The organism is Aeromonas sp. s12 (assembly GCF_040907925.1).
GTDB classification, from domain to species: Bacteria; Pseudomonadota; Gammaproteobacteria; order Enterobacterales; family Aeromonadaceae; genus Aeromonas; species Aeromonas veronii.
Genome location: NZ_JBFOCT010000011.1, coordinates 35,755 through 54,534, shown reverse-complemented (window position 1 = coordinate 54,534; position 18,780 = coordinate 35,755). Strand labels below are relative to the sequence as shown.

Sequence of the window (18,780 nt, the reverse complement as noted above, 5' to 3'; positions counted from 1 at the left end):
GGCAATATTGAGTCAGTTGCCATTAAGGTTTTTTCTTTATACTCACCGGCCGAAAAAATTCACCACCATTTAATTTAGGAGTTATCCGATGCGCAATACCACCTTGCTGGGCCTGGGCCTGCTGGTCGCAAATAGTGCTTATGCTGATTTGGGCGAAATTCCCAAGGAGTCTGGCTGGTCCGGTTTCCTGCTTGGCGGGGTCAATGTCATCAATTACGAATCGAATTTTTATAGTGGTGATGATGAAAACCGCCGCCTGAGCGGACTGGGCAGTGCCGAGAGCAGCTCCGCCGTTGCCCCGCTGCTCAACGCCGATATCCGCTACACCTTTGCCGATACCCGCACCCAGGTCTTCCTCGGTAACCTGATCCAGGATGCCATCCGTTTCGACTTCACCCAGCAGCTCGGTATCCGTCAGGAGATGAGCGACAAGGGCATCGTAGCTGGCTCCGTGGTCTTTAATGCCATGCCGACCGAGCAGTGGAGCGATCCCTTCGCCGTAGGCGTTGATCGCCAGTCGACCGATATCAAGTCAAAAGGGGTTCGCTTCGCCTGGGACAGCATCTGGGGGAGCAACTTCAATGGCAGCCTGACCACCCGCAACATCGAGGTGGATGAGGAGCGTAGCGGCAGCCAGTACGGCGCCGATACTGCCGCCAAACTGGATCGCAACGGCAAGATCCACGCCCTCGACCTCTCCTACAAATGGCAGCTGGCACCCGGTCAGATGCTGGAGCCAGCCTTTATCTACCGCCAAGCCGATCTGGATGGCAGCGCCCAAAGCTACAAGAGCAACGGCCTCCAGTTGACCTACGGCATGCGCGCTTCCCAGTGGTCTTTCGTCAGCAACGCCTATCTGGGCCAGACCAAATATGATGAGGCCAACCCGATCTTTGGCCAAAACGCCGACTCCGACGAGTTTGCCCTGACCGGTACCTTCTTCTGGCACCGCCTGTTCGGTATTGCGCCGCTCTCCGCAACCTTTACCGCTGGCTATGCCAAGTCCGATTCCGACATCAACTTCTACGATTCTGAATCCGTAATGTTCAACACCGGCCTGCTCTACAACTTCTAACAACAGTTGTGCGCACCGATACAACAAGGCCACCCGAAGGTGGCCTTGTTGCTATCCGGCATTTGCCTCAAATACCCAGAGAGTCGAGCAGATCGTCGTGATCGTTGGCAACCGGGGCCGCAGCCTGAGCCGGCTTGGCGGCATCCTGCTTGGCCTGGGCGATCAGCGCATCGGGATCCAGCTCTTCATGCTCCATCCCCTCATTGTGGATGCGAATGAACTCGGTTTTGTCCATCGCCAGCTCCAGATAGAAGATGTTGTTGCGGGCGGTGAAGAAGGTGACGCGGCGGGACTCCGGGCTGTCGAGATTGGTATCGACGCTCAGCATCACCTGCTTGTTGAGCGCCAGCATCTTCGGTTGGTTCTGGGTGATGTGGGTCTGCAGATCCCGGCCCACCTTGACGGTAAAGCTGCCGACGATCTGGTTCATCAGCTCACCCATCACGTTGCTCACCTCGTCAGAGGTGTGGGAGATGGCGAGATCCTCCTTGGAGAGCCCCATGCTCAGCATGTAGCTCTCGTACAGCTCCATGGCGGCGGCGGCGGAGAAGTTGATCACCACCAGACCGGAAAAACCGCCATCGAACAGCACGAAGCAGCCGATATCCGGCTTGAGGCAGGTCTTGCTGATCCGCTGCACCATGCCGGAAAACCGCACCTGACTCATGGTCGCGGCACTCAAAACGTCCGTCACCGAGTTGCACAGGCTGAGCAGCACATCCTCTGTGGTCAATACGGCATCGTCATCGGATCTTGTCACTATCATGGGACCTTCCTGAACATCGAAAATGGGCTTATCTATACCATAACTCTAACAGATGGCGCGGCCCGGAGACTGAAATAGCGACACGCCTCTCAGTTGACTCCGTTATCAGCAGCCACAGGGATGAAACCGCTCAGCTTGGCGAGCCGGGCACGCCATATATCGGCCTGCTGGGCCAAAACTTGTGGCTCATAAGGCAAGACCGGATGAGCCCCCCAGATGGGGCCGGGCCAGGCGCGATCCGTCGCAAAGCGGGCTACATGGTGAAGATGGAGTTGCGGCACCAGATTGCCGAGCGCGCCGATGTTGATCTTATCCGGGCTGAGGGCCTGTTCCATCAGGTTGGCGACAGCGCAGGACTCCTGCATCAGCTGTTGCTGCTGCTCCGGAGCCAGATGGTGAATTTCCCGCAAGTTGGCTACTCGCGGTACCAGGATCAGCCAGGGATACTGGCTGTCTTTGGCCAGCAAGACACGGCTGAGGGGCAGATCCCCGAGCCACCGGGTATCTGCCTGCAGGCGTGAATGCAATTCAAACATGAAAACCTCGTTGAGTACGATGAACAGAGCGCCTGAAAAAGGAGTGTCCACGTTACTGCAACGGGCAGAAAACTTAAAGCTGCGGCACGGCCCAACCGATAAAGCGCTTGCGCAGGGCCGGATCTGCCTGGAGGAACAGCTGCTGCAACTGCTCTTCCAGCTCGCTGGCAGCCACAACGGGTTGCCCCCCACCGGAGAACGTAGCCGTTGGTTGTGTAGTCACAGCGACGGCCGTCAGCGCCGCCTTGCCGCCGCTGCGGTTGTATTCAGCCAGTTTGCCGTTCCAATCCACCCCAAGCAGCATGCCGCTGGTCACCAGCGCATCCTGCTGGATGGCAAGCGCACGGCCATTCTCCTGCAATGCCACCACCGGATCCTTGGCATAGGCCTGCATCCCCCGCTCGTCTCCCGGTACGCTGGCCGTCAGCTGCAAATGCTGATTGCTGCCCTGATAGCGCACCACCTGCGGCTCGGAGCGTACCTGCCGATCATTCTCGCTGCTGCTGCGACTGGGGATCACCCCCTCGAAGCGCACCAGCAGTTGCTGCTCGCCATCCGCCAGGGTGGCATGCTGCTCATCCTGCAAGGTGCCGTTGCTCACCGCGAGGATGCGGAAATTCTCCGGCACCTTCACTTCCACCATGGCCTGCACACTGCCAGCCCCCAACACTGCACAGAGCAGCACAAAACCGGTCAACCCTCTATTACTCTTCATTCCCGCTGATCTTCCTGATGCCGATGATGGGCGCAGGGTAGCAGCCGAAGATGACAGAAAAATAACGCCGCTCAGAGCAGGTAGTGGGGTCGCTCGGCAAACCACTGGGCCAGCACCTGCTTGAACAACCGGATCTTGCGTGGCACCCGTCGCTGCTGGGCATGCAGCACATGGAGCTGATGCAGCCCGCTCTGCCACTCATCTAGCACGGTCACCAGCTCCCCCGCCGTCAGCAGCGATTCCACCAGCATCAGCGGGCACTTGGCATAGCCCATACCGGCGCGCGCCAGTTGCAACACTGTGCTGTAGTGGTTGGCTCGCACCTTGCCCTGCACCAGAATGTGGGCCTCCTCCCCCTCACGGATAAAGTGCCACTGCTCCCAGGCCGGATTGTGCCCCTGCAACAGGCAGCTGCGCCCGCTCAGCTCATAGGGAGTGGCAGGATACCCCTCTCGCGCCACCAGCGCGGGGCTGGCCACCACCACATCCTTGAGCCGCCCCAGCGGCAGGGCCACCAGATTGTCCGGCACCTCGCTCATGGCGCGCAGGGCGATGTCGTTTTCTCCCTGACTCATGTCGACCATCTGGTTGGTGAAATTGAGTTCCACCTCCACTCCCGGGCAGAGCGCGGCAAAGCTGGTCAGCAGTTCGCTCACCATGCGATCGCCGGTGCTGACCGGGCAGGTAAAGCGCAGTCGTCCGCAATCCTCTTCGGTCAGAGCCTGAATATCCTGCTCCGCCTGCCGAGCCAGCGCGAAGATCTCCCCCGCCTGCTGATAGAGGGTCTTGCCCGCCTCGGTCAGACTGAGGCGGCGGGTGGTGCGCTGCAACAGTTGTGCATTGAGGGAGGTCTCCAGCGCGCTGACATGGCGGCTCAGCATCCCCTTGCTGACCCCCAGCGTATCGGCAGCAGCCGAGAAACTGCCGCGCAGCACCACTTCGTAAAAGCTGGCCAGATGGGCGATATCCATCATTAGCTCCAATATGGAAACAATGGGTTTATTTTACGCGCTTTTTCGCATTTTCTGTTGCGCTAGAATCGATACATCCCAACCAGGAGTGATGCAGATGAAAATTGTGATTGTGGGTGCCTCCGGCACCGTCGGCTCCGCTGTCAGTGAACTGCTTGCCAAAGATCATCAGGTGATCCGGGTCGGCCACAGCCGTGGTGATGCCACGGTCGACATGCGCGATCCCGCCTCCATCAAGGCGCTGTTTGCCCAGGTGGGCCAGTTTGATGCACTGGTTGTCGCCAGCGGCAGCGTGGCCTTCAACGGCCTGACCGAGATGACCGACGAGCAGTGGCAGGTGGGACTGGAGAGCAAGCTGATGGGCCAGATCAACCTGACCCGAGCCGCCATTCCCTATCTGACTGACAAGGGTTCCATCACTTTGATCAGCGGTATTCTGAGCGAGGAGCCGATCAACTGGGGCGTGAGCGCCAGCACCGTCAACGGCGCCATCGATCACTTTGTGAAAGCGGCCGCCTGCGAGCTGCCAAGGGGCATTCGCATCAACGTGGTGAGCCCCACCGTGCTGGCGGAGTCGATGGACAAATACGCCGACTTCTTCCCGGGGTTCGTGCCGGTGCCAGCCGCCAAGGTGGCGCAGGCTTACAAGAAGTCGGTGTTGGGCATCCAGACAGGTCAGGTGTTCAGGGTCAACGGCTGATCGCCGCACGCTTGCCGCCAGACCAGCAATAAAAACGGGCCCCGTAGCGGGGCCCGTCTGTTTCTCTGCCTATCTCCTTCGCCATCGGCAAACGTTTGTTTGTTGACGACAAAAAAAGAGCGCAACCCTTAGTCGATCAGACCGTACTGATCGCGCAGCACCTCGATGATCTCCTGCTTGGGATTGGCAGAACGCGCCAGCTTGTGGCCGATGATCTTCTCGGCGATCCCGACATAGGTGTTGGAGATATCCATCATCACTTCGGTAGGCAGCTTGTTGTCGCGGGCCAGGGCAAAACGTTCCGGCATACGGTTCTTGTTGAGCAGGATGTCCGGATCCGGGAAGTGGTTGAGCAGCCACTGACGGAAACCCTCTTTGGACTTCTCGACAATCTGACCGTCGCGCAGGGCCGCGCCATCCCAGATACGGGAGCTGTCGGGGGTGCCCACTTCGTCCATGTAGATCAGCTTCTCGTTGCCGGCGGCATCGTGGACGTAACCAAACTCGAACTTGGTATCGACGAAGATCTGATCCAGCCCGGCCAGCGCGTCGCTGATAACGTTAAAGCCCTCTTTGAGCAGCACTTCGTAGCGGTCGATGTCGGCCGGTTTGCTGAAGTTGAAGCCTTTATAGTGGCGCTCGATATCGGCACGGGAGACGTTGACGTCATCGGCTTCCGGCACGCCATCCAGCCCTTTCAGCACGCCCTTGGTGGAAGGGGTGATGAGGATCTCCGGCAGTTTCTGATCCTTTTTGAGCCCTTCCGGCAGGGTGATGCCGCAGAACTCGCGCTCGCCATCCTTGTAGGCACGCCACATGGAGCCGGTGATGTACTGGCGGGCAATCGCCTCGATCATCACCGGACGGGCTTTTTGCACGATCCAGACGAAGGGGTGCGGAATATCCAGAATGTGGCTGTCGGCCAGTCCCTTCCCCTTGAACAGCTTGAACCAGTGGCTGGAGATGGCATTGAGCGCAGCTCCTTTGCCCGGTACGCCGTTCAGGCCATCCACACCTTGCCAGATGCAATCGAAGGCAGAGATGCGATCGCTGATCACCATGAGGGCGAGGGGCGCATCGGCCGGCACATCATAGCCTTTCTCTTTTATGAGCCGGGCACTGTCTTCGGGGGTCAACCAGTAGACGCTGCGCACTTTGCCGGAATGGACAGGTTTATCGGTACGGATCGGTAAATCGTCATTCACCGCCAATACTTGATCTGCAAGACTCATGGCTAATAACACTTCCTGTTTGTGGGGGGTAAACATCGCGAGTTCCTCACCTGCACGCTCTGTTTGCAACGGGCTGGCAAGGGGGCTCGCATCATCGAAAACCACTCGGAATCCCCGCGTTTTCAGGGGGATTCTGATAACAAAACAGGGGCACAAGGCCCCTGTATTTATTCTGCTTTTGCTGCTGCCTGATCGGCCAGCCCCTTGGCAAACGCCTCGGACAGGCTGATATACATCTGGGAGATAACCCCGGACGATACCGGCTTCTTGTCCTTGTCGAACAGGGTGATGGAGGTCTTGCCTCCCGCCATTTCGCCAAGCTGGAAGCGGTATTTCTCCTCCTCCAGTTTGAACGGTTCGCTCCCTTTCGCCTTCCAGAACTCGGCACCCGGCTCTTCGTACTCGACGTCGATCCAGCCCAGAGACTGCTGGGTATCCTTGATAGTGAAACCGTAAGCGGGCAGTACCTGGTTGAGGCGACGCCACACCTGATCAAAGGAGCCTTCGGCAATCCAGGCGCTGAGTTCGTTGTTGTCCAGACCCAGTTGCAGACCCATGCCATCGTTGGACTTGTGCTGCTCGCGGGCTTTCAGCTGGCTGTCGTAATAGAGAGAGAACTGGTTCAGCACTCGCGCGGCATAGCGCTGGGCATCGGCAGGGGTCAGCTTGTTGCTGGTCTCGCCGTCGATGGTCTCTTCGTGATCCAGCACCCGGACCGACATGTTGACGGCGTGGCGCTGGGCATCGTTGCGTACGGTGAACTGGTAACGCTGACGGATTTTGAAGTCTTCGTCATCTTCACCCCAGCCATCGAGGGCGACCGTGTTGTCAAACCAGCCGGTCTGCAATACGCCATCCTGCTGATCCAGCTTCTCGGTGGTGACCTTGTACTTGGCCAGGAAGTTCATCAGGAACGACCAAGTATCGCGCTCCACGCTCTGGCTGGTGCTCAGGGCATAGAAGGCAACGGTCGGTTCGGTTGCGGTCTGCACCACCTGACTGCCCGGTACCACGGTCAGCAGTTGAGCGGGTGGGCGCACATCGACCTGGGCGCCGAGGGCACCTTCACGGCTGCTCTCGGGAAGCGGCGGGATATCGTACTGGCTGTTGAAGGTGGGGGCACTCAATCCTGCGGGGATCAAGAACGCGCGGCCCTCGAGGCGGGCATCTTCATAACCGAAGTCGCGGTTGGCCATTTTGCGATCCTGGGGGGTGCTGCAACCGGCCAATACGGCCACAGTCGCAACGCTCAGCACCAGACGGGCTCTATTTCCCTTTCCATTAGATTTAAACACTCGCCATCAACTCCGCTGTGGTCAGTGCTCGCGCCATCAGCTGTTCGCCCTCGGGGGTGAGGTCAACCAGCGGCAGACGCAAGGTGGCTGTTGCAATCAACCCCAGTTGGGCACAGGCCCATTTCACCGGGGTGGGGCTCGGTTCGCAGAACAGAGTCTTGTGCAACGGCATCAAGAGATTGTTGATGTCATGCGCCTGCCCGGCATCACCGGCCAGCGCAGCACGACACATGTCGGCCATCTGGGCCGCTGCAATATTGGTGGTGACCGAAATCACGCCATCGCCACCTTGCAGCATAAAATCACAACCAGTGGCATCGTCACCACTGTAGAGAGCAAACTCCGGCCCGCACAGCTCGCGCAGCAGCGGGGTGCGGCTCAAATCGCCGGTTGCCTCTTTCAAACCGATAATGCCGGGGACCTTGGCCAGACGGGCCACGGTCTCCGGTTTGAGATCGCAACAGGTGCGACCGGGCACATTATAAAGAATTTGGGGCAGACCACTAGCCTCGGCGATCGCACAATAGTGGCGATAGAGACCTTCCTGAGTGGGCTTGTTGTAGTAAGGAGTCACCGAGAGGCCCGCTACCACGCCGGTTTTGGCCAGTCGCTTTGCCAATTCAATGGCATGGGCGGTATTGTTGGAGCCGCAACCGGCGATGACGGGAATGCGTCCGGCGGCATACTCAACGGTCTTTTCAACGACGGCGATATGCTCCTGCTCGCTCAGGGTCACCGATTCCCCCGTGGTACCCACCGCAACAATGGCGCTGGTCCCGGCGCTGACATGATAGTCGACCAGTTTGGCCAGACTGGCCCAATCGACTTCACCTGAAGCCAGCATGGGGGTAACGAGCGCAACAATACTACCGCGTAACATGGACTTTTCTCCCGATTTTCAGGGGCGTAATGGTAAAGCTGCCCCCTTTGAAAAACAAGGGAGAGAGGGGGCAAGCCGTGATACCATCCGGAACAAAAAGTAATGAACGAAAGTCGGCAGCGTCCCTCAGGGAGTGGCCATCAGCGCCGGAGGGTTGGCTTGCCAGCGCGGCTTTCGCAACGAAATAACGGACGAGAGAAGATTTATGACTCACTACCTGGTCGTAACGGCCATCGGCACGGACAGGCCTGGCATCGTCAATGAAGTTACCCGCCACGTCAGTGGCTGTGGTTGCAACATTGTGGACAGCCGCCTTGGCATCTTCGGCAATGAATTTACCTTTATCATGCTGCTCTCGGGCGACTGGAACAGCATGATGCAACTCGAAATCAGCCTGCCCCTGCGTAGCCAGGAGTGGGATCTCATCACCATGATGAAACGCACCGAACGCCACCAGTCCCTGCAGTATGACATCCGCGCCAGTGCCGACCTGTTGATCCGCGACGAGCCCGGCATCGTAAGCCAGTGCACCCAGTTCTTCAGCGAACATGGCTGGAACATTCAGGCGATGCAATCCATGACCCTGGAGCAGCAGCCGTTCAACCTGCTCAAGATCAGTTTTCAGCTCAATCTGGCCAGAGAGGGTGAAGTGGAAGGTTCGCAAACCGCCTTCGCCGAATTCTGTCGTCAACTGGGTGCCGAATCGTTCGAGTTTATCGTCAATCGCAAACACGCCTGAGGGCGTTTTACCCGAGGAGACCCCATGCAACCACTACAAGCTGGCAGCCCCGCCCCCGATTTCTCCCTGCCCGACCAGAATGGCAATCAGGTCAGCCTCGCTGGCCTGCGCGGCAAGAAGGTGCTGGTCTATTTCTACCCCAAGGCGATGACCCCCGGCTGCACCACCCAGGCCTGCAGCCTGCGCGATGTGAACGCCGAGCTGGCCGCCCTCAATGTGGTGGTGCTTGGCATCAGCCCGGACCCGGCCAAACGGCTGAAAAAGTTCGAAGAGCGGGACCAGCTCAACTTCACTCTGCTGGCCGATGAGAACCACGCCGTCGCCGATGCCTTTGGCGTCTGGGGCCCGAAGAAGTTCATGGGCAAGGAGTATGACGGCATTCACCGCCAGAGCTTCCTGATCGACGAAGAGGGCAAGATTGCCCACCACTTCGACAAGTTCAAAACCAGCGATCACCATCAGGTGGTACTGGATTTCCTCAAGGGGTAACCCTCCCCAGCATCATTGAAAGGCCTGCCATGCAGGCCTTTTTTGTCTGGTCAGCCGCCCCTTGCCAGCGGATTTTTCTCACCAACTCCCCCGCCCAGATCAAAAAATTCATTTTATATATGGGTTAACGTGGCCCCAGAATCATCTTCCAGCGAGATATCCCATGAACATGAGCAACACTGAGCGTTTGATCCTGAGCAACCAGTACGAAATTCTGGCGAAACTCAATCCGGAGAAAGCGGACATCTACCAGCGCGCCAGCACCATCATCGAGCGCGGCTACTGCCTGCAGATCCTCGAGCTGGAGAAGAGCTTCGGCCATCTGGATCTGGCGACCTGCCAGGAGGTGATCGACACCCTGGAGCTGCACCACGCACTGGCCATCTCATGGGGCAATCTGGATGCCGCCGATCAGGGCGAGATCAACGCCAGTCGGCTGGAGTTCAACGGCTACAGCCGCAGCCAGGAGCGTGAGCTGGCTGACTACGTCTGCTTCCTGCTGGAGGTGGACAAGCGCTTCCCCGAGCTCAAGTGCCCGTGCGACGAGCTCTCCAGCGACATCGCCATGCACGACAAGTACCAGCGGATGCTGCAGGTGTGGCGTCAGTGTCCACGTCAGTACAAGCTCTCCATCCAGGAAATCCGCAAGATACTGGCAGCGTGATCCACACACCGACCGCAACAAAAAAGGCGCCACTGGCGCCTTTTTTGCATCTGATACGGGTTATTCGTAGAGAAAGGATTTATCGAGCTGCTGGAAGGCAGCCTTGAGGGTATCGGCCAGCTCTTCATAGCGCGGCTGGGAAACCAGCTGACGGCGGCCGCCCTGCTCGTTCATCTTGCCGTTGATCTCCCGATACCAGCTCGCCAGCGACGGGGGCAAACGGGTGTCGGCCCGCTGACCGAGCCAGTAGTAACCCTGCAGCGGCAAACTGAGCAGAAACAGCACGGAAGTGATGACGGAGGGCCAGTAGTGCAGCTCGCCAAACTGGAACTGCAGCATCACGCTCAACACCGCCAGCGCGGGGATCACCTTGAGAGCGAATTCGGTCGCCTTGATCACCCGATTTTCAGGAAACATCGAATTGAGCTCGGGACGGCGCGGCCAAAGCGTCATATAATGGCGGCCTTGCTGTAACTTAGTTCCAAAAATGTTCATGCTCATACTACCTCCGAGCGCTTTTTGAACGTACTAACGGCAAAACCTCGACAAAATTTGATGCAAAGTAACAAAGGTTGAGGATGACTTTGTTATTTTTCAACAATCGGGTTATCCTTTGTACGCCCATTTTTGCGTCAAAAGCTTCTTGCTATTGACCTGTCAGGGACGTCTGGATTTCGGGTCTTGTATCACTATACAAGGGGCAAGCAACAGATTGCCAACCCTCATAAGGATAAGTTGAAAGTTTTTGGCCGCACCGCGTCCAACGCATCCGCCTACACAACCCAATCTGCGATAGGATTTATTCATGAGTAAGCTGGTTCTTGTTCTTAACTGTGGCAGCTCTTCCCTGAAGTTTGCCGTCATTGACGCAACCACCGGTGATGACCTGCTGTCCGGCCTGGCCGAGTGCTTCAACCTCGACGATGCCCGCATCAAGTGGAAACTGAATGGCGAGAAAGGCAGTGCCGATCTGGGCGCGGGTGCCGCTCACCAGGAAGCGCTGGACTTCATCGTCAACAAGATCCTGCCGCTCAATCCGGAACTGTCCAAGAACCTGATCGCCATCGGTCACCGTGTTGTTCACGGCGGCGAGCGCTTCACCTCTTCCGTTGTCATCTGCGAAGACGTGATTGCCGGCATCGAAGCCGCTGTTCCGTACGCACCGCTGCACAACCCGGCTCACCTGATCGGTATCCGTGAAGCTCGCCGCGTATTCCCGGCGCTGGCTGACAAGAACGTGGCCGTATTCGATACCGCGTTCCACCAGACCATGCCGGAAGAAGCCTTCCTGTACGCTCTGCCGTACAAGCTCTACAAAGAGAACGGCATCCGTCGCTACGGCGCTCACGGCACCAGCCACTACTACATCAGCCTGGAAGCTGCCAAGCAGCTGAACAAGCCGGTTGAAGAGCTGAACATCATCAACTGCCACTTGGGCAACGGCGGTTCCGTCTGCGCTATCAAGAACGGCAAGTCTGTTGATACCTCCATGGGTCTGACCCCGCTGGAAGGCCTGGTGATGGGTACCCGCTCCGGCGATCTGGACCCGGCCATCATCTTCTTCCTGCACGACAAGCTGGGCATGAGCGTTGCTGATATCAACACCATGCTGACCAAAGAGTCCGGCCTGCAGGGTCTGACCGAAGTGACCTCCGACTGCCGTTTCGTTGAAGACAACTACGACAGCAAAGAAGAAGCCAAGCGTGCTATGGACGTTTACTGCTATCGCCTGGCCAAGTACATCGGCGCCTACGCTGCCGCCATGGACGGTCGTCTGGACGCCGTTGTTTTCACCGGTGGTATCGGTGAAAACTCTGCCCCGATCCGTGAAATCACCCTGAACAAGCTGGGTCTGCTGGGCTTTGACGTTGATCACGACGCCAACCTGAAGGCTCGTTTCGGCAAGGGTGGCGAGATCACCAAGGCTGGTTCTACCAAGGCTCTGGTTATCCCGACCAACGAAGAGTGGGTTATCGCCCACGACGCGCTGGAACTGGTCGGCGCTTAATTGACGCAGTAACTCGAGGCCGCCCACCAGGGCGGCCTTTTCCTGATCCCAAAAAATGAACAAGGGGTATAAAGTGGCACGCACTATTATGCTTATCCCGGTCGGCACTGGTGTCGGCGTAACTTCCGTGAGTCTGGGCGTTGTTCGCGCCATGGAGCGTCACGGTGTCAATGTCAGCTTCTTCAAACCGGTTGCCCAGCCGCGTCCGGGTGAAACCGGTGCCGAGCGCTCAACCGCCGTTATCCGCGCTGCTGCCAACATCAACCCGCCCGAGCCGTTCACCCTCTCCTACGCCGAGAACATGATCAGCTCCAGCAACACCGATATCCTGCTGGAAGAGATCGTTGCCCGCTTCGAAGAGCACGTGAAATCCAGTGGTGCCGAAGTGCTGGTTGTCGAAGGTATGGTGCCGACCGACAAGCAGCCCTTTGCCAACAAGCTGAACTACGACGTGGCCAAGGCGCTGGATGCTGATATGGTATTCGTGACCCACCCGGGCCATGACTCCAGCCAGAAGCTGAAAGAGCGCATCGAGCTGGCCTGCTCCAACTTCGGTGGTGTCAACAACCCCCGCATCGTTGGTTGCGTGATCAACAAGGTGGGCGCACCGGTTGACGAGCATGGCGTAACCCGCCCTGACCTGACCGAGATGTTCGAAGCCCATCACCACGCTTCTGACGCGGCTCACAACCTGGAAGTGCTGCAAGTGTTCGGCAAGAGCCCCCTGCGCATCCTGGGTTGCATCCCCTGGAACACCCAGCTGATCGCCCCGCGCGCCAAGGATCTTGCCAAGCATCTGGCCGCCAAGATCCTGCACAAAGGCGAGCTGGACAGCCGTCGCCTGCAGACCGTGACCTTCTGCGCCCGCTCCATCCACAACATGGTCGAGCACTTCCGTCCGGGTAGCCTGCTGGTGACCTCCGGCGACCGCTCTGACGTCATCGTCTCCGCCTGCCTCTCCGCCATGAACGGCGTCAAGCTGGGCGCCCTGCTGCTGACTGGTAACTATCATCCGGAGCCGCAGGTCATGGCGCTGTGCCAACAGGCCATGGCCACCGGCCTGCCGATCATGATGACCGGTACCAACACCTGGCAGACCGCAGTCAGCTTGCAGAACTTCAACGTCGATATTCCGGAAGATGACCGCGAGCGTATCGAGCTGGTACAGGACTACGTCGCTGGCCACATCGACAAGCACTGGATCGAGTCGCTGACTGTCAGCTCTACCCGTTCCCGTCGCCTGAGCCCGCCAGCATTCCGTTATCAGCTGACCGAGCTGGCCCGTCAGGCCAACAAGCGAGTCGTGCTGCCGGAAGGCGACGAGCCGCGCACCATCAAGGCTGCCGCCATCTGTGCCGAGCGTGGCATTGCCCGTCCGGTACTGCTGGGTAATCCGGAAGAGATCCGTCGCGTTGCCGAACAGCAGGGTGTGGTACTGACCGATCGCGTCGAAATCATCGATCCGGCCGTTGTGCGCGAGCGCTATGTGCCGCGTCTGGTCGAGCTGCGCAAGAACAAGGGCATGACCGAAGTGGTTGCCCGCGAGCAGCTGGAAGACAACGTGGTACTGGGTACCATGATGCTGGAGCGCAATGAAGTTGACGGCCTGGTATCCGGCGCGGTCCACACCACTGCCAACACCATCCGTCCGCCGATGCAGATCATCAAGACAGCTCCGGGCTCTTCCCTGATCTCCTCCATCTTCTTCATGCTGCTGCCTGACCAGGTGCTGGTCTACGGTGACTGCGCGATCAACCCGGATCCCACCGCCGAGCAGCTGGCCGAGATCGCCATCCAGTCCGCCGACTCCGCTGCCGCTTTCGGCATCGAGCCGCGCGTCGCCATGATCTCCTACTCTACCGGTACCTCTGGCGCCGGTGCCGATGTAGAGAAAGTGCGTGAAGCGACCGAGCTGGCCAAGGCCAAGCGCCCCGACCTCATCATCGACGGCCCGCTGCAGTACGACGCGGCCATCATGGAGAACGTGGCCAAGTCCAAGGCACCGAACTCACCGGTTGCAGGTAAAGCCACCGTGTTCGTCTTCCCTGACCTGAACACGGGTAACACCACTTACAAAGCGGTGCAGCGTTCCGCTGACCTGGTCTCCATCGGCCCCATGCTGCAAGGCATGCGCAAGCCGGTCAACGACCTCTCCCGTGGCGCCCTGGTTGACGACATCGTCTACACCATCGCCCTGACCGGTATCCAGGCTGCCCAGGCTGACGAACAAGCCTAATCAGCTTTAGTCTGAAAAAACCGATCACAAAGGCTGCTCACCCCAGGTGAGCAGCCTTTTTTATTGGTTCTTTTTTGAAGACCAGTGAAACATGCCATCAGCACAGTGTTATGTAGAATAATGCCATGTGATGTGCAAGAAATGTTTCGAGCGTAACTCTGCGGGAAAGCGTGTCCGCCACCTTAAAGATGCATCTAAAATAGATTCAAGATCATACTCTTAGATATATGAGGGCATTCATAGCGAAGCGCTTATAGCAAATATTTCGCCATCGGCATGAGGATTTGACCTGTTAGAAATAGCAGTGAAAAAGACCCGTTTGATACGCTATTCATCAATGTGCCACTCGGCAATATCCACATCATGGAGGAATGGAAATGCTGATGAAGAAGCTCTCTGCAGTCATGCTGCTGACCTGCTTGCCACTGTTCAGCCAACCCGCGTTGGCCGCAGATAAGGCAGCGCCCAAGCAAACAACCACAACCGCGGTTGCCAAGGAGTCCGGCAAGCTGAATATCAATACCGCCACCCTTGCCGAACTCACCAGCCTGAAAGGGATTGGTGACAAGAAGGCACAAGCCATCGTCGACTATCGGGAAAAACAGGGAAAGTTCACCTCGGTCGATCAGCTGGCGGATGTCAATGGCATTGGCCCGGCCACGCTGGAAGCCAACAGGGACATGATAATAGTCAAATAAAGTCGAATGGATCAGTTGCAAATGGGGCAGCCTGTGGCTGCCCCATTTTTCTTGGGGTATGATTGCCGCACTTTAATCCCGCTGGATAGTTTTCCATGAAAAAGACTCCTCTTGTTGTTCGTAAGGCCGTGCTCCCGGTAGCCGGTCTGGGTACCCGTATGCTGCCAGCCACCAAGGCCATCCCGAAAGAGATGTTGCCGGTGGTCGACAAACCACTGATCCAGTACGTAGTGCGCGAAGCCATCGCCGCCGGTATCAAAGAGATCGTGCTGGTCACCCACTCGAGCAAGAACTCCATCGAAAACCACTTCGACAAGAGTTTCGAACTGGAAGCGACCCTCGAGAAGCGAGTCAAGCGTCAGTTGCTGGAAGAGGTACAACAGATCTGCCCGAAAGACGTCACCATCATGCACGTCCGTCAGGGTGAGGCCAAAGGTCTGGGCCACGCTGTGCTCTGCGCCCGCCCGCTGATCGGTGACAACCCGTTTGCCGTGCTGCTGCCGGATGTGCTGATCGACGACGTTGCCAGCAACCCCAAGCAGGACAACCTGGCCGAGATGGTGCACATGTACGAAGAGAACCAGATCAGCCAGATCATGGTGGAAGCGGTTCCCGAGAGCGAAGTGGACAAGTACGGCATCGCCGACATCAAGGGCGAGGCCCTGAGCGAGGGGATGTCCCTGCCGATGCAGGCCATTGTCGAGAAGCCGCCCCGTGATGAAGCCCCCTCCAATCTGGCGGTGGTGGGTCGTTACGTCCTCTCCTCCAATATCTGGCCGCTGCTGGAGAAGACCCCGGCCGGTGCCGGTGACGAGATCCAGCTGACTGACGCCATCGCCATGCTGATGGAGCAGGAGCAGGTCAACGCCTACTTCATGAAGGGCAAGAGCCACGATTGCGGCAGCAAGCTCGGTTACATGAAAGCCAATGTGGAATATGGTGTGCGCCATCACGAGCTGAATGGTGAATTCATCGGCTGGCTGAAGCAGTTCGTCAAGCAGTTGTAATCGCTGATAAATCTGTTTTTTATAGACGTATTTAAGGGGCATCAAATGATGCTCCTTTTTCATTTTTGCAACAAAAAATCAATCAAGAGTAAATAAAATCTCAGCAAATCATAATGTTGTAATTTATTCACACATGCTCTATAAGGATTGAGGCGTGTTTCTCGCCCTTGCATAAAAAACTCAAAAAAATATAAGACACAGGTGGAAGTTCCAATGAATAACCCGTCAAAAGGGACCTTTTTAGGTCACCCTAAAGGGCTTTTTTTGCTCTTTAGTACCGAACTGTGGGAGAGATTCTCCTATTACGGCATGCGTGCCGTGCTGGTGCTCTATCTGACCGACCTGACTGCCAACGGCGGCCTGGGCTGGAGTCAGGCAGATGCCCTCAAACTCTACGGTATCTATACCGGTCTGGTTTATATCACTCCGCTGATCGGCGGCTGGCTGGCTGACACCTTCCTGGGTCAACGTCGCGCCATCCTGATCGGTGCCGTGCTGATGGCCGCAGGTCAGTTCACTCTGGCACTGCCCCACGCCATGTTCCCGGATATGGTCAACACCATGTTCTACGCGGGCCTCGCGCTGCTGATCGTGGGTAACGGCCTGTTCAAACCGAACATCTCCACCATGGTGGGTGACCTCTATGAAGAGGGCGATCACCGCCGTGATGGTGCTTTCACCATCTTCTACATGGGTATCAACCTGGGTTCCCTGCTGGCAGGTGTGATCTGTGGTGCTGCCGCTACAGCCTACGGCTGGCAAGCTGCCTTCGTCGGCGCCGGTATCGGTATGCTGCTCTCTCTGGTGATCCAGGCCACCATGGCCCAGCGTTTCCTGGGCGACATCGGTCGCGTCACTGCCGCCCAGCGCGCAGCCGCCCTGCGTACTACCGAACAGAAAGCACCGCTAACCAAGCAGGAAGTGGATCGCATCAAGGTTATTCTGGTACTGGGTCTGTTCACCATCATCTTCTGGGCCGGTTTCGAGCAGGCCGGTGGTCTGATGAACCTCTACACCCAGGAGTATACCGACCGCATGATCGGCAGCTTCGAAGTGCCGACCGCCTGGTTCCAGTCCCTGAACCCCTTCTTCATTATCACCCTAGCACCGGTCGTTGCGGCTATCTGGATCAAGCTCGGCAAGAAAGAGCCGAACTCTCCGGTGAAATTCGCCATGGGTCTGCTGTTCCTGGCTATCGGCTTCCTGTTCATGGTCGGTGCCGTGCTGCAGCAGGGTGGTGACAACACCGTCAAGACCTCCATGTTCTGGCTGGTTGGCGCATACCTGTTCCACACCCTGGGCGAGCTCTGCCTCTCCCCGATCGGCCTCTCCATGGTGACCAAACTGGCTCCGCTGCGTCTGGCTTCCCTGATGATGGGTGCCTGGTTTGGCTTCGTTGCCCTGGCTAACTACGCTGCGGGCTTTATCGGCTCCTTCGTGGGTGAAGCCGGTCCGATCGCCATCTTCGGTGGCATCGCCCTGGCTGCAGTACTGAGCGCCCTGATCCTGCTGACCATGGCCAACCGTCTGGTTTACTGGATGCACGGTGCCGAAGGCCCGGCCAAAGAGCCGCAAGCTCAAGAGAAGAAACTGCAATCCGCCACCGTCTAAACGGTCAGGATTGTAAACAATAAACAGGGCGCCCATCGGCGCCCTGTTTGTTTTAGTCTGTTTATCAGGCGGCATCAGTGATGACGAACCTGCACATCCAGCGAGCCGCCGCTGTCGCTGCGAAACTGCAGGGCGAACGGTTCATGCCAGCTGCGTTTGTGCAGGGCGTAGTGGCTGCTGCGCATCAGACCAAGGGGTAGGCCGCCTGAGCGCATCAGCCAGTGGGGAGAGGTGAGCCCTGCGTTGGCAAAAACCAACCCATCATGCTGATCAAACAGCAGCGCCGCCATGGCAAAGGAGTGGCGAAGCCCGGATGCCATCAACTGATGGTTGAGGTAGTCGAGCAACCGGTGCGGCTGGCTCAGCAACCGGCTCTCGTTCTGCTGAAACTGGCGGTAGGGGACATTCATCAAGGATCGCACCAGCGCACCACAAAATGCCGCATCCGTACCCATGATCGGAAGCTCCATCACCAGCACCAGCAGCTTGTCTTTCACCTTGAAGGTATCTGGAATAAACAACTGCCCCAGCCCCTTGAACGTGACCTGCCAGGGGCCCCACTCCTGCAAGCCCGGCGGCTTGAGCCCCGCCAGCAGGCGGCTGGCCGCCTTGTCGTGGGCACTGAAATAGTCGATGTGATCCATCAGCTCCAGCTGCTGCGCCCGGTTGACGCTGCCGTTGAGACACTGTTCGATGCTGCGCTCGACCAGCGCATAATCCTCGAGGGGTTTGAGCAGATAATCCCGCGCACCGGCACGCAAGGCGCTGGCGACCGCCTCCATGGTGCTCTGGGCCGAAATAACGATAACCGGAATATGGGGATAGCGCGCAGAGAGGCAGGCGATCACCTCGTGGCCATCCATATTGGGCATATTGAGATCGCACAACACCACATCGGGATGGTAGAGGGCCGCCGCCGATAGCCCCTCAATACCATCTTCGGCCTGAAACACCGTTGCCCCGTCCCGTGCGAGGTAACTTACTAACGAGTGGCGAAAAACGGCCTCGTCCTCCACCACCAGGATCCGTAGCCCGGCTTTTGACATCTTGATAAAGCTCTTATTAGTCAATTGGTTATTTAGGTATTAAGACTAGCTCAAAAGTGCGGTCAGCGCGGAAACCCTGCGTCAAAAGTAGACCTCGATCATACGATGGCAT

The 18,780-nt window shown here is 57.8% G+C and carries 19 protein-coding genes; 10 read left to right on the top strand and 9 right to left on the bottom strand.

All coding sequences use genetic code 11. From position 1 onward, the window contains the following. The first annotated feature begins 88 nt into the window (after positions 1 to 88). A complete protein-coding gene (locus AB5Y67_RS04195; protein ID WP_199428625.1) occupies positions 89 to 1,075 on the top strand; it encodes a DUF2860 family protein in 987 nt (328 codons plus the stop codon). Between the two features lie 67 nt (positions 1,076 to 1,142). Here AB5Y67_RS04195 and AB5Y67_RS04190 read toward each other — a convergent pair whose 3' ends face one another. From AB5Y67_RS04190 to AB5Y67_RS04175, 4 genes are all read right to left on the bottom strand, one after another. Beyond that, positions 1,143 to 1,841: a DUF3334 family protein gene (locus AB5Y67_RS04190; RefSeq protein ID WP_005339098.1), complete on the bottom strand. Its 699-nt coding sequence runs from the start codon at positions 1,839 to 1,841 to the stop codon at positions 1,143 to 1,145. Positions 1,842 to 1,930: 89 nt separating this feature from the next. Continuing rightward, complete coding sequence (locus AB5Y67_RS04185) at positions 1,931 to 2,377, bottom strand: HIT domain-containing protein (protein WP_199428626.1); 447 nt, start codon at positions 2,375 to 2,377, stop codon at positions 1,931 to 1,933. 73 nt (positions 2,378 to 2,450) lie between these two features. Next, positions 2,451 to 3,092: a DUF2057 domain-containing protein gene (locus tag AB5Y67_RS04180; RefSeq protein ID WP_325793966.1), complete on the bottom strand. Its 642-nt coding sequence runs from the start codon at positions 3,090 to 3,092 to the stop codon at positions 2,451 to 2,453. Positions 3,093 to 3,163: 71 nt separating this feature from the next. After that, on the bottom strand, positions 3,164 to 4,063 hold the full coding sequence (locus tag AB5Y67_RS04175; RefSeq protein WP_103250456.1) for a LysR family transcriptional regulator: 900 nt from the start codon (positions 4,061 to 4,063) through the stop codon (positions 3,164 to 3,166). A 97-nt stretch (positions 4,064 to 4,160) separates the two neighbouring features. Between AB5Y67_RS04175 and AB5Y67_RS04170 the strand changes: the two genes are divergently transcribed. Continuing rightward, on the top strand, positions 4,161 to 4,763 hold the full coding sequence (locus tag AB5Y67_RS04170; RefSeq protein ID WP_042052299.1) for a short chain dehydrogenase: 603 nt from the start codon (positions 4,161 to 4,163) through the stop codon (positions 4,761 to 4,763). A gap of 128 nt (positions 4,764 to 4,891) precedes the next feature. Here the strand turns inward: AB5Y67_RS04170 and AB5Y67_RS04165 are convergent, their stop codons facing one another. The 3 genes from AB5Y67_RS04165 to dapA form a co-directional block, all read right to left on the bottom strand. After that, a complete protein-coding gene (locus tag AB5Y67_RS04165; protein ID WP_234915217.1) occupies positions 4,892 to 5,995 on the bottom strand; it encodes a phosphoribosylaminoimidazolesuccinocarboxamide synthase in 1,104 nt (367 codons plus the stop codon). A 167-nt stretch (positions 5,996 to 6,162) separates the two neighbouring features. Then, positions 6,163 to 7,290: an outer membrane protein assembly factor BamC gene (gene bamC / locus AB5Y67_RS04160; protein WP_042080542.1), complete on the bottom strand. Its 1,128-nt coding sequence runs from the start codon at positions 7,288 to 7,290 to the stop codon at positions 6,163 to 6,165. Then, a complete protein-coding gene (gene dapA / locus AB5Y67_RS04155; RefSeq protein WP_005349232.1) occupies positions 7,283 to 8,170 on the bottom strand; it encodes a 4-hydroxy-tetrahydrodipicolinate synthase in 888 nt (295 codons plus the stop codon). The genes bamC and dapA overlap by 8 nt, the downstream gene beginning before the upstream one ends. Positions 8,171 to 8,375: 205 nt before the next feature. On the opposite strand from dapA, the gene AB5Y67_RS04150 reads away from it, so the two are divergent. From AB5Y67_RS04150 to AB5Y67_RS04140, 3 genes are all read left to right on the top strand, one after another. Beyond that, on the top strand, positions 8,376 to 8,909 hold the full coding sequence (locus AB5Y67_RS04150) for a glycine cleavage system protein R (protein ID WP_064337273.1): 534 nt from the start codon (positions 8,376 to 8,378) through the stop codon (positions 8,907 to 8,909). A gap of 24 nt (positions 8,910 to 8,933) precedes the next feature. After that, positions 8,934 to 9,398 (top strand): thioredoxin-dependent thiol peroxidase, encoded by a 465-nt coding sequence (gene bcp, locus AB5Y67_RS04145; protein ID WP_139732824.1) that lies wholly within the window; start codon positions 8,934 to 8,936, stop codon positions 9,396 to 9,398. 163 nt (positions 9,399 to 9,561) lie between these two features. Continuing rightward, on the top strand, positions 9,562 to 10,062 hold the full coding sequence (locus tag AB5Y67_RS04140) for a YfbU family protein (protein ID WP_199428629.1): 501 nt from the start codon (positions 9,562 to 9,564) through the stop codon (positions 10,060 to 10,062). Positions 10,063 to 10,122: 60 nt separating this feature from the next. On the opposite strand, the gene yfbV is transcribed toward AB5Y67_RS04140, so the two are convergent. Next, positions 10,123 to 10,563 carry a terminus macrodomain insulation protein YfbV gene (gene yfbV / locus AB5Y67_RS04135; protein ID WP_005339116.1) on the bottom strand — a complete coding sequence of 147 codons (441 nt, stop codon included), beginning with the start codon at positions 10,561 to 10,563 and terminating at the stop codon, positions 10,123 to 10,125. Positions 10,564 to 10,867: 304 nt separating this feature from the next. Between yfbV and AB5Y67_RS04130 the strand changes: the two genes are divergently transcribed. The 5 genes from AB5Y67_RS04130 (at position 10,868) to AB5Y67_RS04110 (ending at position 17,622) form a co-directional block, all read left to right on the top strand. Next, positions 10,868 to 12,070: an acetate kinase gene (locus AB5Y67_RS04130; protein WP_005349210.1), complete on the top strand. Its 1,203-nt coding sequence runs from the start codon at positions 10,868 to 10,870 to the stop codon at positions 12,068 to 12,070. Between the two features lie 55 nt (positions 12,071 to 12,125). Continuing rightward, on the top strand, positions 12,126 to 14,306 hold the full coding sequence (pta, locus tag AB5Y67_RS04125; RefSeq protein ID WP_005339119.1) for a phosphate acetyltransferase: 2,181 nt from the start codon (positions 12,126 to 12,128) through the stop codon (positions 14,304 to 14,306). A 377-nt stretch (positions 14,307 to 14,683) separates the two neighbouring features. Beyond that, entirely contained in the window at positions 14,684 to 15,004 is a 321-nt protein-coding gene (locus tag AB5Y67_RS04120; protein ID WP_199415538.1) for a ComEA family DNA-binding protein, read from the top strand. 95 nt (positions 15,005 to 15,099) lie between these two features. Beyond that, positions 15,100 to 16,011: a UTP--glucose-1-phosphate uridylyltransferase GalU gene (gene galU, locus AB5Y67_RS04115; RefSeq protein WP_139405564.1), complete on the top strand. Its 912-nt coding sequence runs from the start codon at positions 15,100 to 15,102 to the stop codon at positions 16,009 to 16,011. A 213-nt stretch (positions 16,012 to 16,224) separates the two neighbouring features. After that, positions 16,225 to 17,622, top strand: coding sequence for a peptide MFS transporter (locus AB5Y67_RS04110; protein WP_021231963.1), 1,398 nt, complete (start codon positions 16,225 to 16,227; stop codon positions 17,620 to 17,622). A 74-nt stretch (positions 17,623 to 17,696) separates the two neighbouring features. On the opposite strand, the gene AB5Y67_RS04105 is transcribed toward AB5Y67_RS04110, so the two are convergent. Further along, positions 17,697 to 18,668, bottom strand: coding sequence for a response regulator (locus tag AB5Y67_RS04105; protein WP_199428730.1), 972 nt, complete (start codon positions 18,666 to 18,668; stop codon positions 17,697 to 17,699). Between the last annotated feature and the right edge of the window lie 112 nt (positions 18,669 to 18,780).

Excerpts from the sequence above, each read along its gene's own strand:
- AB5Y67_RS04175 (WP_103250456.1), bottom strand. The coding sequence starts at position 4,063 with ATGGATATCGCCCATCTGGCCAGCTTTTACGAAGTGGTGCTGCGCGGC.
- AB5Y67_RS04120 (WP_199415538.1), top strand. The coding sequence starts at position 14,684 with ATGCTGATGAAGAAGCTCTCTGCAGTCATGCTGCTGACCTGCTTGCCA.
- dapA (WP_005349232.1), bottom strand. The coding sequence starts at position 8,170 with ATGTTACGCGGTAGTATTGTTGCGCTCGTTACCCCCATGCTGGCTTCA.
- yfbV (WP_005339116.1), bottom strand. The coding sequence starts at position 10,563 with ATGAGCATGAACATTTTTGGAACTAAGTTACAGCAAGGCCGCCATTAT.
- AB5Y67_RS04150 (WP_064337273.1), top strand. The coding sequence starts at position 8,376 with ATGACTCACTACCTGGTCGTAACGGCCATCGGCACGGACAGGCCTGGC.
- galU (WP_139405564.1), top strand. The coding sequence starts at position 15,100 with ATGAAAAAGACTCCTCTTGTTGTTCGTAAGGCCGTGCTCCCGGTAGCC.
- AB5Y67_RS04165 (WP_234915217.1), bottom strand. The coding sequence starts at position 5,995 with ATGAGTCTTGCAGATCAAGTATTGGCGGTGAATGACGATTTACCGATC.
- AB5Y67_RS04195 (WP_199428625.1), top strand. The coding sequence starts at position 89 with ATGCGCAATACCACCTTGCTGGGCCTGGGCCTGCTGGTCGCAAATAGT.
- AB5Y67_RS04190 (WP_005339098.1), bottom strand. The coding sequence starts at position 1,841 with ATGATAGTGACAAGATCCGATGACGATGCCGTATTGACCACAGAGGAT.
- AB5Y67_RS04180 (WP_325793966.1), bottom strand. The coding sequence starts at position 3,092 with ATGAAGAGTAATAGAGGGTTGACCGGTTTTGTGCTGCTCTGTGCAGTG.
- AB5Y67_RS04130 (WP_005349210.1), top strand. The coding sequence starts at position 10,868 with ATGAGTAAGCTGGTTCTTGTTCTTAACTGTGGCAGCTCTTCCCTGAAG.
- bcp (WP_139732824.1), top strand. The coding sequence starts at position 8,934 with ATGCAACCACTACAAGCTGGCAGCCCCGCCCCCGATTTCTCCCTGCCC.
- AB5Y67_RS04105 (WP_199428730.1), bottom strand. The coding sequence starts at position 18,668 with ATGTCAAAAGCCGGGCTACGGATCCTGGTGGTGGAGGACGAGGCCGTT.
- AB5Y67_RS04185 (WP_199428626.1), bottom strand. The coding sequence starts at position 2,377 with ATGTTTGAATTGCATTCACGCCTGCAGGCAGATACCCGGTGGCTCGGG.
- pta (WP_005339119.1), top strand. The coding sequence starts at position 12,126 with ATGAACAAGGGGTATAAAGTGGCACGCACTATTATGCTTATCCCGGTC.
- AB5Y67_RS04140 (WP_199428629.1), top strand. The coding sequence starts at position 9,562 with ATGAACATGAGCAACACTGAGCGTTTGATCCTGAGCAACCAGTACGAA.
- AB5Y67_RS04170 (WP_042052299.1), top strand. The coding sequence starts at position 4,161 with ATGAAAATTGTGATTGTGGGTGCCTCCGGCACCGTCGGCTCCGCTGTC.
- AB5Y67_RS04110 (WP_021231963.1), top strand. The coding sequence starts at position 16,225 with ATGAATAACCCGTCAAAAGGGACCTTTTTAGGTCACCCTAAAGGGCTT.